Annotated in this window: 16 protein-coding genes and 2 pseudogenes; 9 read left to right on the forward strand and 9 right to left on the reverse strand. The window is 35.4% G+C overall.

The window, feature by feature from the left end; genetic code table 11:
• Positions 1-78: 78 nt before the first annotated feature.
• The 4 genes from cas2 to ELD05_RS00425 all read right to left on the reverse strand — a co-directional run bounded on the left by cas2 (position 79) and on the right by ELD05_RS00425 (position 2256).
• The gene (cas2, locus tag ELD05_RS00410; RefSeq protein WP_013291506.1) at positions 79-342 is read right to left on the reverse strand and encodes a CRISPR-associated endonuclease Cas2; all 264 of its coding nucleotides are present in this window, start codon (positions 340-342) and stop codon (positions 79-81) included.
• 16 nt (positions 343-358) lie between these two features.
• Complete coding sequence (gene cas1b / locus ELD05_RS00415; protein WP_127350889.1) at positions 359-1354, reverse strand: type I-B CRISPR-associated endonuclease Cas1b; 996 nt, start codon at positions 1352-1354, stop codon at positions 359-361.
• Positions 1351-1854, reverse strand: coding sequence for a CRISPR-associated protein Cas4 (gene cas4, locus ELD05_RS00420; RefSeq protein WP_127350890.1), 504 nt, complete (start codon positions 1852-1854; stop codon positions 1351-1353). Before cas4 ends, cas1b begins: the two co-directional genes overlap by 4 nt.
• Positions 1855-2043: 189 nt before the next feature.
• Positions 2044-2256, reverse strand: a complete 213-nt coding sequence (locus ELD05_RS00425) for a cytochrome c-type biogenesis protein (protein WP_127350891.1) — start codon at positions 2254-2256, stop codon at positions 2044-2046.
• Between the two features lie 648 nt (positions 2257-2904).
• Here ELD05_RS00425 and csx20 point away from each other — a divergent pair.
• The 3 genes from csx20 to ELD05_RS00435 all read left to right on the forward strand — a co-directional run bounded on the left by csx20 (position 2905) and on the right by ELD05_RS00435 (position 4096).
• Complete coding sequence (gene csx20, locus ELD05_RS00430; protein WP_127350892.1) at positions 2905-3303, forward strand: CRISPR-associated protein Csx20; 399 nt, start codon at positions 2905-2907, stop codon at positions 3301-3303.
• A gap of 141 nt (positions 3304-3444) precedes the next feature.
• Complete coding sequence (locus ELD05_RS13915; protein ID WP_164742553.1) at positions 3445-3582, forward strand: hypothetical protein; 138 nt, start codon at positions 3445-3447, stop codon at positions 3580-3582.
• Between the two features lie 88 nt (positions 3583-3670).
• Positions 3671-4096, forward strand: coding sequence for a TM1812 family CRISPR-associated protein (locus ELD05_RS00435; RefSeq protein WP_127350893.1), 426 nt, complete (start codon positions 3671-3673; stop codon positions 4094-4096).
• Positions 4097-4300: 204 nt separating this feature from the next.
• Here ELD05_RS00435 and ELD05_RS14970 read toward each other — a convergent pair.
• Positions 4301-4756: pseudogene (locus tag ELD05_RS14970) on the reverse strand (flavodoxin family protein); the annotation flags it as partial.
• A 757-nt stretch (positions 4757-5513) separates the two neighbouring features.
• Here ELD05_RS14970 and ELD05_RS00445 point away from each other — a divergent pair.
• Entirely contained in the window at positions 5514-6134 is a 621-nt protein-coding gene (locus ELD05_RS00445) for a hypothetical protein (RefSeq protein WP_241243545.1), read from the forward strand.
• A 114-nt stretch (positions 6135-6248) separates the two neighbouring features.
• Positions 6249-6446 (forward strand): annotated as a pseudogene (locus ELD05_RS14225) (ISNCY family transposase); the annotation flags it as partial.
• A 44-nt stretch (positions 6447-6490) separates the two neighbouring features.
• On the opposite strand, the gene spoVAE reads toward ELD05_RS14225, so the two are convergent.
• Genes spoVAE through spoVAC form a run of 3 tightly spaced genes read right to left on the reverse strand, consistent with a single transcriptional unit; the run spans position 6491 to position 8406 of the window.
• Positions 6491-6844, reverse strand: a complete 354-nt coding sequence (spoVAE, locus tag ELD05_RS00450; RefSeq protein ID WP_127350894.1) for a stage V sporulation protein AE — start codon at positions 6842-6844, stop codon at positions 6491-6493.
• A gap of 41 nt (positions 6845-6885) precedes the next feature.
• The gene (gene spoVAD, locus ELD05_RS00455; RefSeq protein WP_127350895.1) at positions 6886-7899 is read right to left on the reverse strand and encodes a stage V sporulation protein AD; all 1014 of its coding nucleotides are present in this window, start codon (positions 7897-7899) and stop codon (positions 6886-6888) included.
• 48 nt (positions 7900-7947) lie between these two features.
• Positions 7948-8406: a stage V sporulation protein AC gene (spoVAC, locus tag ELD05_RS00460; RefSeq protein ID WP_127350896.1), complete on the reverse strand. Its 459-nt coding sequence runs from the start codon at positions 8404-8406 to the stop codon at positions 7948-7950.
• Between the two features lie 212 nt (positions 8407-8618).
• On the opposite strand from spoVAC, the gene ELD05_RS00465 reads away from it, so the two are divergent.
• The 4 genes from ELD05_RS00465 to ELD05_RS00480 all read left to right on the forward strand — a co-directional run bounded on the left by ELD05_RS00465 (position 8619) and on the right by ELD05_RS00480 (position 9946).
• Positions 8619-8831 carry a DUF1659 domain-containing protein gene (locus tag ELD05_RS00465; RefSeq protein WP_127350897.1) on the forward strand — a complete coding sequence of 71 codons (213 nt, stop codon included), beginning with the start codon at positions 8619-8621 and terminating at the stop codon, positions 8829-8831.
• Between the two features lie 66 nt (positions 8832-8897).
• The gene (locus ELD05_RS00470) at positions 8898-9107 is read left to right on the forward strand and encodes a DUF2922 domain-containing protein (protein WP_039767048.1); all 210 of its coding nucleotides are present in this window, start codon (positions 8898-8900) and stop codon (positions 9105-9107) included.
• 99 nt (positions 9108-9206) lie between these two features.
• On the forward strand, positions 9207-9356 hold the full coding sequence (locus tag ELD05_RS00475; RefSeq protein WP_011915711.1) for a YvrJ family protein: 150 nt from the start codon (positions 9207-9209) through the stop codon (positions 9354-9356).
• Positions 9357-9433: 77 nt separating this feature from the next.
• Complete coding sequence (locus ELD05_RS00480) at positions 9434-9946, forward strand: hypothetical protein (protein WP_127350898.1); 513 nt, start codon at positions 9434-9436, stop codon at positions 9944-9946.
• Between the two features lie 710 nt (positions 9947-10656).
• On the opposite strand, the gene ELD05_RS00485 is transcribed toward ELD05_RS00480, so the two are convergent.
• On the reverse strand, positions 10657-12447 hold the full coding sequence (locus ELD05_RS00485) for an ATP-binding protein (protein ID WP_127350899.1): 1791 nt from the start codon (positions 12445-12447) through the stop codon (positions 10657-10659).
• Positions 12448-12454: the final 7 nt, after the last annotated feature.

The following is a 12454-nucleotide window of genomic DNA, read 5'->3' on the forward strand; positions in this document are numbered from 1 at the left end:
TTTTTGGCACCTCTTTGATTTTACTAAAATTTAGCTTATCACAACCAAATTAGAATTTCAACCATGTAACTTAATTTTTTAAATAAATCTGTCTAAGTTGTTTTTCTCAACACCAAGTATTTCTCTTTGGGAATAGAGGCGACTTTGGAAGTTGTAAATAATAACAGAGTCTTCTTCAAGGTTTAGCTTTTGAGAAAGCTCAAACTTTAGCTTTTTCAGCTTTGCCTCTGAAATCTCACCTTCAAACACAGAATTTTGCACCCAGTTGAGGTATTTTCGGCACACCTTTAATGCTTTTGCAACACGTTTTTCATTGACATCGTACACAAGGATTGTGTACAAATCCTCTTCACCTCAATTACCATTGGGTTACATATGGTTGATATTCCTTTTCGCCCATGAGATGCTTTTCAATCTTATAAAGCTCAATTCTTATAAGCTGCCTGTATGAGACATAATTACCAATGTTCTTAACAGAGATTGTTGTTGAGAGTCTTTGTTCAAGTTCATCAATAAAGAGCTTTTTGGCATCATCTCTGATAACTATTCCCTCTAAGTCCTGTTCAAAGTGCTCTGGCTTTAACATGTTCTTTGAGATTATTGAAAAGATAAGCCTGTCGACAATTATTGGCTTGAAGATTTCAGCAACGTCTAAGTTGAGTGTAAATCTTCTGAAATTTGTAGCGTGAAGATATCCTATCCGTGGGTCAAGATGAGTTCTGTAAATTTCTGAAAGAACAATTGTGTACATCATTGAATTGCCAAAACTAATGAGTGTATTGAGTGCATTTTTTGGTGGGCGTTTTGACCTTTTTTCAAACTTGAAATCATCTTTGTCTATGATGAGGTCAAAGGCTGAGTAATAGGTTTGCCTAATGTTTCCTTCAATTGCCATTAGAGAGTTAATATCATTGATGTTAGAAACGCTGCCAAATAGGTTTTCCATCTGCTGGATATATCGCTCAAGCTCATCAATGCCACGGCTCTGGTAGTATTTTAAAACCTGTCTCATATTTTTGTAGCCGCCTTCGACAAATGTTCTGGCAAGAGAAAGCCTCTTTTGTGTATCAAGGTAGTGCTCAGCCTGTTTTAAAATCATGTAACCAGAGTTTAGGTACTCACGTGGATAAAAGCTTCCAACGTAGTAGCCATACCTGTTGAAAAAGTGTAGAATTATCTCACTTTGAGTCAAAAACTCTAAAAATCTTTTGTTCAGCTCAACCTCTCCAAAGATGTAAATCTCTGATGTATTCTCAACTGGAATGAACTTTTGCACACCTTCACTTTCAAAATACAGAGTGTTGTTTTTTCTTCTCAAGACGCCGTCTGAAAAAATGTAAATTGGTCTTTTCATGCCCAGCAAAACTCCTTATACGAACATTTTGAACACGCTTTGATTTTTTGCGGCTGGGGTGGTGAAGGGCTTGAAAGAAAAAGAGAAATTTCTTCAATGAGGTTTTCAATCTCTGTAATGTCATCAAAGGAAAGTTGGACATCAAATGTCTTCTTTTCTTCAGGGATTAGAAGTTTGCCATGTGCGTTTATATTGTTTTTAAAGAGTTTGTAAAGGTAGAATTTGAGTTGCAAGATAGCAGCGCTTTTTGCTCGTGACGACTTTTTTATCTCCCCAACCAGCAAAACCTCATTTTCCTGTCGGATTAAGTCTAAAACCACCCCGTCAAAGTACACTTCCTTTTTATCGTGTTTGTAATACTCCTGCGATATTAACTTGCCTATCTCCAAAAAGGGATTATCTGGCGATGGTCCAATGTTTCGTGACAAAAGCCAAGCTTGTCTTTTACAAACAATGTAGGCTTGCAAAATAGAGCCTTTTACATCAATGGTCTTTTCCAATGTTTTATGCCCTTCTTTCAGGTTTGGCATTTTTCAAACTTTACAATATACAATTTTATCTATTTGAGGATTTTATGAAAGGTCAAATTTTATGTGAAGTTTAGAAGAAGGATAACACAAAGTGGTAAATTATTAGAAAAGAAGAGATGAAAAAAGTCAAAGTTTACAAGGTTTATAAAGTTTATAAGGTTATTCTCTTTCTACTATAAAGTCCTCAAAACGGCTAATTTGATTGCCAAAGATACTGACTAAAATCTCGTATATTTCTTCATCGCTTAATGTAGCTAAAAGGTCTTTAAGTTCGTCTTTTAACTGTATTACTTTATTGTATTTAGTAATGAGTACTCGTGTTTTAGGAAGGTAAAAAGTCATAAAAGAGATTTCCTCCTTTTTGAATTTCAATTTTCAATTTCCAATAAGCAGATCACAAAAGCAGTTGCGGAATTTGCCACAGTATTCATTGCAGCTGCATTCCAATTCCCAAAGGGTAGGCTACAAACCAACGTAAAAAGACTCAATTTTATTATATCAAAATATGTAAGACTGTAAATGTTTTTATTTTAGTACACCATATCAAAATGCCACTCAAATAAGAAGCACCAAGGTTTCAATCCCTATAAAACCCTTCCGTCTGTCCAGCTGCTGCCAGAAGCTTCAAAAAAGCTGCACTAAATCTCCATAAAACCGAATACAAATCAAACTACAAAATTTTGCAACCGGAGGTCTACAGATATGACTTTTGGTCAAAATTCATCAAAATGCAGCTGCGAGTGCATAAATTTTGTATTCCATAGTTTATTATGTTGAATATGTTTGTCATGTTCTGAAAAGAACAAAGTATATAATTCTAAGATAAGAAATACAAAAGAAGCTTGGTTGCAAACAATTTGAATACTGCAGGTAATCAGTTTGTTTAAGACTTTTATCGCATATTTTTTGCACTTTTGCTTTTAACTTGACCTATTTTATAATTTCTATTGTAACCCAAAAAAAGCTGTTCACTTAAATTTTTGGCTGGTATATAATATTGGTTGACAGGGAGTGACGAGATTGAACAAGCTGTTTTTGATTTTCAATCACACGCTCACAGAAGATCAAGAAAAAGAAGCAAAAGATGTGTTTAAAATCACCCAAATTATTCCTCTTCCTCAGCACTTGCAGGATTTGTGGAGCAATATACCACCTGATGTAGAGCTCAAAAGCAGTCTATTTGACCCAATCACCTCATTTTTGCTTGTAAACAAAGGTGAAGGTGAAAATTACTGCCTTATTCAGGGTGATTTTGGCGCAACAGTTTATTTAGTCAGCTGGTGCATCAAGCACGGCTTTGTACCCATTTACGCAACAACCAGAAGAACGTCAAAAGAGGTTGTAAGACCAGATGGCAGTGTTGAAATTTTAAAGGTGTTCAAGCACGAAAGGTTCAGAAGGTATATCCTTGCAACTTAAGAAAGGAGCTGTTGCAAATGAAGTTAATCTATCCAAGTAGAGTGGTTTGACAATCCTAATTCAGCTTTTAAGAATTTTGTAATAAAAGATTTTTTTAATGAGACTGTAAGCTTCCAGAGAAAATCAGAACTTTCAAGTTTTGTGCTGAGGGATTTTCTTTTAGAAAGAGGAGACAGAGCAGAGGTTGTAGTGGTTCATCCTGTTAGTATTATTCTAAATGAAAAGCTAAAAGATTTTGTAGAAGATGATTATCTAAAAAAGAGTTTGCTTCCATCTTAGAAAATCCTGCGCCATTTTTAAAAGATCCTTTTGAGATTTTTGAAAAGATGCCTTTAGAAGGCTCTAAGAACCACATGCTGATTGTCTATTGCTTGGTATGTACTTGGGCGGCAAAGTTGAACTTTATGGCAAATATGAAGCCATTGTCCTTGAGATATTGTTTGATATGATTGAAAGGTACTTATCAGAGGATATTGAAGAGATATACATTGACATTTCAAGCGGACACAATATCTACATTTCCGCAATGCTTGAAGCAGTAAGAAGTTTTGCTGTTTTCACAAAGCTCATGCACTGGATACGCAAAGAAAAACAGCCCAAGGTTTTCATCACATTTCCAGATCCTATTATAGGAAGAAACAGAAAGATATACCAGATACATATACAGTTGCAAAGTTTTGCAGCGTTTTTCTCATCGCCTATTAGCAAAAAAGAAGCGGTTGATTTGAACTTTTCGTTTATGAGAAACATCTTTACCTGTATTACCATCCTTACCATTCGCCTGAAGAGATAAAACAGGAGCTTGTAAATCTTATTGAACATGCCAAAAGTGAACTTACAAAAGACTTTGAAAAGTCACCGCAGTTTGATAAAAAAGCTTATCTTGATGCAATTTTGAGCCTTGGATTTTACATGGGTATAGTTGAGGTTTTGGAAAGGTACAATATACAATGTTTTGTGAAGAAGAAGGGCTTAATATAAATGAGCTGAAGAGGGTATTTGATGAAGCAATTAGCATTTCTACATAATTTAAAAATACTGCATAAACTGATTAAAAGCTGTCACACCGCCTGAGCGTCTCACAGCAACAAGTGCTGCGCCTACTTTATGCCTAAGCAAATTCCCATTTGTACCAGCCACATAAAATGCCCTGTCCAAGAATGCTTTCATTGTTACAGAGATTGAAGCATAGAGGACAGGTGAGCCCAAGATTATACCATCAGCTTGTTTCATTTTCTGTATCCATTCGTTCACCTCATCGTCAATTATACATCTTTCATTTCTATTTTTTTGCACACATGTCGCAGGCAAGACATCCTCTTATTGCTTTGTCTCCAACAAGAACAATTTCAACCTCAATTCCTTCTTTTTCAAACTCCTGTGCAACTATCTTTATCGCATGGTATGTATTTTCTTCTTTTTTTGGACTTTCATTGAAAGCAACAACCTTCATCCAATACCTCACCTCACAAGATTTAAAGATTTGCTTTTACTTTTGAGGGTAGGCTATTAAAAAGTTTTTGTCAAGAAGAAGACTTTATAATCTTTTAGTTGATATCTACCAGTTTAATAAAGTTTTAAAACTATTATATAGTGTAACTTTGATTTGTTAGCATTGAAAAAATGTAGGCAAAAAGCAGTAAAAAATTGAGAAAAATTAAGATATTCAAAGAAATACCTCAAAAAATTGTAAAAAAACAGCCAAAATAGCCCATTATAATAAAAAAAAAAACTTTGACGTTTTATTGAATATTGATATAAGATTAAAGAACAAAAGGTGTTATATAATATTAAAAGAAAATTATACTCAAAATGCAAAGTAGAGCAGCAAAAGGCTTATATAATCAGTAAAAGATAAACAAAGAAGTTTACTTAGTTATAAGTTGTTTTAGCAATAAAAATAATAACCTCAAAAGTGCGCACTAAAAATAATAGTAATAAATCTAAAGGTACTTTAGTATTTAATGTATATGATGAAAATATAAGTCCTGGTATATATTATGATGCTACAGTTGTTCTAATTCCAAAAGTTGTTGATAGTGACTAGTATGAGGTAGGAGCTCAGTATACTCATACGTATACAGTTGCACAAACTAACCTCAGCTTGAGTAACGAATTAAAATGGGGAGGAAATGGAATAGTAGAAGGTTCGATAGGATATACAGTCTCAATTAAACCACAAGAACAAAAATGGGAAAAAGCAGCTGACAATGCTTTTAAATATTAAGATGGAGGTTTTGCGAAGATTGAAAAAAAGGGTGGAGGTATTTTTTATCACAGGTTTCGTAGTGTATTTAGTTTTGAGTGTCATAGTGGGTGGATTTTTTTTCAATCAAATAAACAGATTAGAGGCATTTAAAGTTAATTATCATGCCAAAATTATAAATATCTTCTTTATTGAATATTCCCATAAACTTTCTGATGCAAGTGATATCTTGAAGCATCTTGCTGAAGATGAAAATGTGGATTTTTCATATTTGAGAGGGAGAATAGAAGAGTACTATCTTAATAATACGTTAACAATGACAATTGCAAAAGACCCAAATATATTTGAAGACAAAGAAATAGGCAAGATAATGACAGAAAGGCTTAACTTTGTTGTTGGATTAACAAATTTTCTCAAAAAAATTGAAAAAAAGATAATTGAACCTAAAAACAAAAAGGCAATTCCTCAGTTAAAACCTGATATTGAAAAAATAATATTTTTATTGAATGTTCTAAATGAAGATTTACAATCTTTTAAGGATCCTGAAACAAAAAAGGTTTATAAAGAATATGAAAAAGAATTCTATGAGTATATAAATAAGATTGAAAAAAAGCTTTTGCAATAAGTTTTAACTTGTTGAATAAAGCAAGTTAACAAAAAACAAAAATGTATATATATACAAAGCCATCCTCCTTAAGAAAAAAGTATAGTACTAAGGCAAAAGAACACAACAAGGAGGATGGCAATAATTAATTTTATTGAAAAACAAAAACAAAAGTTTTTAAAAGTTCCTATGATAATTGAGAGAGTAATAAAAGCCTTAGGATAAAAGATAAGAATCAGTAGAAGATGAAGACCAAAAAAATTTAAGCCAAGGTACAAAGTAGCTTATTATGATTACAAAGCAAAGAACAAAATAAAAATTATTTCAGATTTGCTAAATATAAGTAAATCACGATATTTATAATTTTGAAGGAATTTCTACTTACTCTTAGGATTAAAAATAAGCGCTATTACATACCCAAAAAACACAGCTGCGGCAATGCCGCCAGCTGTCCTTGAGACTCCCCCTGTGAATGCTCCTATAAGCCCAATTTTCTTCACCTCTTCAATAGCACCTTTTGCTAAAGAATATCCAAAGCCAGGGAGAGGGACTGTTGCCCCAGCACCTGCAATATCAACAAGCTTTTGGTAAAGCCCAAGACCTTGCAAGATTGCGCCAAGGGTTACAAAAAGCACAAGCACCCTTGCAGATGTCAGCTTTGTCTTGTCAATCAAAATCTGACCAGCAACACAGATAAGCCCGCCAACTACAAATGCTATTAAATAATCCATTTGTCATCATCACCTCTACAAAAGCAGGTACATCAAAGGATTTACTCAATCTCAATTGAAAGTGCATGAGCAATCACAGGGATACTTTCACCAAGCTGGACTGTTGAAGAAGACAAAAGAGCACCAGTTGGTACAATGAGAATTCTTTTGAAAGTTTTTTGAAGCATGAGCTTGTAAAAGTATCCACCAAATACGCACGCAGAGGCGGCACAGCCGCTTGCTCCAGCTCCTGTGTCTTGTGTCTTTTGGTCAAACATCAAAATTCCGCAGTCAAAAAGTTCAAATGGCAAGGTTTTCCCTTCTTTTTTGAAAAGCTCTTCAAGAAGCTTTCTTCCCACATATCCTAAATCACCTGTGACAATTATATCGTAGTAGGTAAAATCTCTTTTTGTATCCTCAAGATGCGTGGTGATTGTGTCAAACGCAGCAGGTGCCATGCACGCACCCATGTTGTTCGGGTCTTTTATGCCATAGTCTAAGATTTTTCCGACTGTAATGTGAGTAATTTTAGGCTTTTGAGTGCCATCCTCAGGCTTTATCAAAAACGACGCTGCACCTGTGACAGTCCACTGCGCTGTCGGGGGGCGCTGGCAACCAAGCTCCAAAGGGTATCTGAATTGCTTTTCAGCAGAGCAAAAGTGAGATGACGTTGCAGCAATTACGTTTTTTGCAAACCCACCGTCAACAAACACACACGCAAGCCCAACAGAGAGTGCAAAAGTTGAACATGCGCCATAAAGCCCTATAAATGGAATATCCAAATCTCTTGTGGCAAAGTGAGAGCTTGTGAGCTGGTTCAAAAGGTCGCCGCTTAAGATCAGGTCAACCTCATCAGGAGGAAAACCACTTTTTTGAATAAGTTTTGAAATTGCTATGTTCAAAATCTTTCCTTCTGCAAGCTCCCAAGATTTTTGCCCGGCGTACTCATCCTCAATTACCATGTCAAAGAAAATTCCAAGCGGGCCCTCTCCTTCCTTTTTACCAACAATGGTAAAACAGTCTGAGATTATAGGGCAGCTTTCAAACTTGAAAGTAGATTTTCCAACCTTTTTCAATCTGCCAAAGCCCCCTTTGCTGGCTTTTTAGTTCAGCCTTGAGGCCAATTAAATCTTTGGAAAAATTTTGACAAAATAGTACACAAGACCAATTAGTATTGAGGTGGATATTCCATAGACCAAAACAGGTCCTGCAATCAAGAACATCTTGCTGCCAACTCCAAACACAAATCCTTCCTTTTTGTACTCAACAGCAGGTGAGACAATTGAGTTTGAAAAACCAGTGATTGGAACAATGCTGCCAGCCCCTGCAAACCTGCCTATTTTGTCATACACGCCAATTCCTGTCAAAAACGCGCCAAGGAAAATCATTGTGATGGATGTAAGTGTCTGTGCCTCATCTTTTGGAAAGTACATTGAATATAGGTTTAAAAAGGCTTGACCAATATCACAAATAATTCCACCGACAACAAAGGCAAATATGCAGTTTTTGAGAAGGTTTGTCCTTGGCTCATGAGCTTTTACCATATCTTGATACTCTTTTGCCTTCTTTTCTTTAAGGTTCACCTCTAAAGATTCCTCCTTAAAAAATGGGTTTCAAAAAGATATTATTTTAAGTTTTTTTGAGATTTATGCACATACAAATGAGATTTGCAGTCATCTGAGCGACATTTGATAGCAAATCTCACTCAGAATAACCAAACAAATATTCGTATAATTTTTGAAAGTGGCACAGCTACCCGATAAAATAGAAGCTGTAGAAAGGAGGTGAGGCGAAGATGGCAGCAAATCCACTTACAGGAAATCTTTTAATTAAGCTTCAAAATGGGACAACTTCAACTGGCAAAATCAGAGTCAAAACACTCTCTTATGACATCCGACCAGATGCGCAGGATTTGGATGTTTATCAGGTTGCTCAAGCTATAGCAAGCCTTCAGACAAAGCCACTTTACACAATCGTCAGACAGAACAACTTTGAGCTTGTGTACTGATACACTTGAGGTCTTGAGGCTTTAATGCCTAAAAAAGTCTTTTAGCAAGAAAGGAGGTGAGAAGCAGTGCTCACTTTGGTTTTGACATTCAGGCTTCAAAATGGCAAGACATTCAGGCTTTCAATTCCAGACCCCAAGAGCAATTTGACAGCGCAGGAGGTTGAAAATGTAATGAATTTGATAATCCAGAAGAACATTTTTTCAGTGTCTGCACCAATTGTTGAGAAGGTTTCAGCGAGAATTATAGACAGAAATGTAAATCAGCTCATTGGCTAAAAATTGGTGGGGCTGTCTTCTTAAAAGCTAAACAGAAGGCAGCCCCGATATGTCTTAATAAAAGTACATAATAATTTAAATTAACAGGAGGTGATATCAGTGCAGGAGATTATAACAAACATTGCTAACATAGGTTTTCCCATTGTGCTTTGCGTATATCTTTTAACAAGATTTGAAAGCAAAATTGACAAGCTTTCTGACACCATAGACAAGCTCTCAGAAAAAATAATACAGATTAAAAGCAATTGACTTGCAAACAATTGTTCGTTATAATAAATATAAAAGTTGTAAAATCTGGTGAAGTATCAGAAGGATGGTGGTTTTAAATGGACAAGATTCCAAGAGACATTATATACTTTGTGCCACAGTATCTTGATAGCGGCGATGGAGTTATGCTTCTTCTTTTAAACGGTGAAAAGAAGGTCTGCCCTATGTCAATCAGAAGCTTTACAAAAAAGCTCTATTCTATGTATGCAATTGACCCTTTGACTATAAAAAAGCTCATCTCAAAAAAGATAGGGCAGAAGAACCTTCTTCCAATTGTTCTTCCAGATGTTACATTTATTCCTGTCAAAACCAGAAAGGCAAGAGTGTCAACAGACCCTATTTTTGGCTATGTGAACTTGTCTCAGGTTTTTAAAATAGATGAAAAGGAAGAAGGTTTTGAGATTTTATTCAAATGCGGAGCAGTTTTGCAGTGTTTTGGCTCTGCAAAGTATTTTAAAAGAAGGATAACAGCTGCAAGCATAATCAGCGACTATTTCTCTTCAATGTGGGCAAAAGGAGTGTGCACAATAAAAGAAGAGTGTGAGCTTGAAAATGTCCTAAGTTTGGAGTAGGAAAGATAGTTTCCTTTGCATGTGGCATCAGGGCTGCAACATCTTTTGCAGCTTTGGTGACCACGTTTTTTATAAGAAATTCAGCAAGAAGACTCCTACCTCTCTCAACCTCCAAAGGGCAGGCTACAAACTTGCTCTCTTTTTCAAATGTTTCTGCAGTAATATCTTTCTCATTCCCCAAAGGGAAGGTTACAAACCAATTAATATAGCAAGGAGTGCTGTCATTAAGGTGTTCTCATTCCCCAAAGGGAAGGTTACAAACACGTCAAATAACTTGATTTTATTATATCAATATTATGCATACATGTCAATGTTTTTATATCAAAACATTTATGAATAACTAAGTTTAATATAGGAAAATCAATGAACAAAACCACCTCAAAGCCTTTCGTCTATCCAGCTGCTGCCAGAAGCTTCAAAAAAGCTACGCCAAATCTAAATGAAACCGCATACAAATCAAACCTCAAAATTTTTACACTGGAGGTCGACAGATATAACTTTTGGTCAAATTGCAAAATTTATCTATATTCAGAGCATAAATATAAATCAAGAATTGTACAATCAATTTTACATACTTTTTGAACTTTCCATATGAATCAATAAAGCAGCTGTTATGAAATATATGAATGTTCAATTTATCAAGAAAATGGTATATATAAGCTTTGCTAAAGAAGAGTGGTTGTACGATGAAGTTTTCAACGAAATATAGGTTACAGCCTGATTAAGAACCTTTCTATTGCATCATTTGCATTTTCAACATAAATTGGCATTGGCACAGCTTCAAGGCCAACTGCGTCATAGCTTACAAGAAGCCAGCAGCCTTTTTTGAATTTGAAAGTTTGCTTAAACATATCTTCACCTATACCAAAAGCGTCAGTAATTCTTTCTTGGTCAGATTTTCTTGGGAGTTTGCTCACAAAGTATGTATGGGGCTGTGCCATGATGTTTGTGTTAAGATAAGTTATTCGCTGAGTGGCAATTCCAACGCCAAGCCCGAATTTCCTTCCTCTTCTTGCAAGGTTCATCACAACTTCACTTGAACGCTCATAAGAATCTTTTGCATCCTGTGGAATAAATTCGTCTGCCTCATCAAATATAAAGCTCACTATAGGTTCGATTATTCCGTTTCTACGCCTATCTTCAAAGATTGACATGCCAAGCTGATACGCTTTGTTTCGAAGATCATTTGGGTCATGAGATTGGAATATCAAGAGCGATTTTTTAGAACCATCATTCAGTAGATTCAAACTGGTTTCTTGGTCTATGGTATATTCTGGTCTTGTGGAATTTGAGGTAAGATCCCTATATTTATTTTCAAGTTCTTTGACAAACAATTCCAAGTTAGAACGAGCTATGCTGTTCAAATCCCCTGAAAGATAATTGTTTTTTATTCTTTCTATAGTAGCCTTACAAAGATTAACATCAAGTGGGCGGTTAACCTGCTTCATCTTTTCAACAAGCTCTCTTAAAGTTGCTTCGCTTCTTCCAAGATATCCTTTAAAAAGCTGCTTTTCATGGAGTCTTACAAAATCAGCCAAGGTCAAACCTGAATCTTGCCACAGTTTTATCTTTTTATCGTTTAAAATTTTATAGAATGCTTTTGTAAAAAGGTCTCTGTATTTGGCAAGACCTTTTGGGTACAAAGAAGAATATGCCATGTCCTTAGCTGCTTTGATAAGCAGTTTTTTATGCTCTGCTACCTCTGGATTGCTTCTAAAAACCTCTAAGACAGATCCAACAAATGTCTTTTCGCCAAGTCCGATGATATAGGCTTGGTCAATTGAATACAGAAGGTCGACAAGCAGGGTTGAGTACTCGCTCATCAAGTCAAAAATTACTATTTTTACAGGAAGTTCTACATCAAGCATAATTTTTCTAATGAGAGTGCTCAAAAGATTTGACTTTCCAGCACCTGTAAAGCCAAAAATTCCAAAATGAAGTCTTAAAAGCTCTTCAGTTTTGAGCAAAATCTTGACATTTTCATCTCTTATTAGATGCCCAATTTTTATTATCTGTTCTTGACCATCAATTCCGTGGTTGATTATTCTGTTTGTCAAATCAACATCAAGCAAAAATGCTTTTGCGCCTATCATAGGAAGATTTGACTCAATTCCAATTTCTAATTTTCCACTGCTGTTTATAACAATCTCAAAATTGGTGGGGATTGCGATACATTTTATCTTTGTTGCATCATCAAGTGGTTCATCCTGCTGGTCTTCCCAGTCTCTATAAACATTTTCAGCAGCTTCGACCAAAAAACCAGGATATCCACTCAGGTCGTTGTTAAGACCATAGTGCAAAGGCAAAATGGATGAGATTTCAAGAATACAATAGTGGATTTTGTCAGAAGACGACGAAAAGTTCTGGATTGCCAAAAGAGACCCTTCTTTTATCTCATTTATTGCTTTTTTGGTGTAGTCAAACCAAACCTCAGCCCTGTATCTGGTGTAAAAATCCGAATCTACTTTCATAAGTATTCCACTTATTTCCTGATTAAACATCTCTCAA

Source organism: Caldicellulosiruptor changbaiensis, from assembly GCF_003999255.1.
GTDB classification, from domain to species: Bacteria; Bacillota; Thermoanaerobacteria; order Caldicellulosiruptorales; family Caldicellulosiruptoraceae; genus Caldicellulosiruptor; species Caldicellulosiruptor changbaiensis.

Excerpts from the sequence above, each read along its gene's own strand:
- ELD05_RS00480 (WP_127350898.1), top strand. The coding sequence starts at position 9,434 with ATGGACAAGATTCCAAGAGACATTATATACTTTGTGCCACAGTATCTT.
- cas1b (WP_127350889.1), bottom strand. The coding sequence starts at position 1,354 with ATGAAAAGACCAATTTACATTTTTTCAGACGGCGTCTTGAGAAGAAAA.
- ELD05_RS00465 (WP_127350897.1), top strand. The coding sequence starts at position 8,619 with ATGGCAGCAAATCCACTTACAGGAAATCTTTTAATTAAGCTTCAAAAT.
- ELD05_RS00445 (WP_241243545.1), top strand. The coding sequence starts at position 5,514 with ATGCTTTTAAATATTAAGATGGAGGTTTTGCGAAGATTGAAAAAAAGG.
- spoVAE (WP_127350894.1), bottom strand. The coding sequence starts at position 6,844 with ATGGATTATTTAATAGCATTTGTAGTTGGCGGGCTTATCTGTGTTGCT.
- ELD05_RS00485 (WP_127350899.1), bottom strand. The coding sequence starts at position 12,447 with ATGTTTAATCAGGAAATAAGTGGAATACTTATGAAAGTAGATTCGGAT.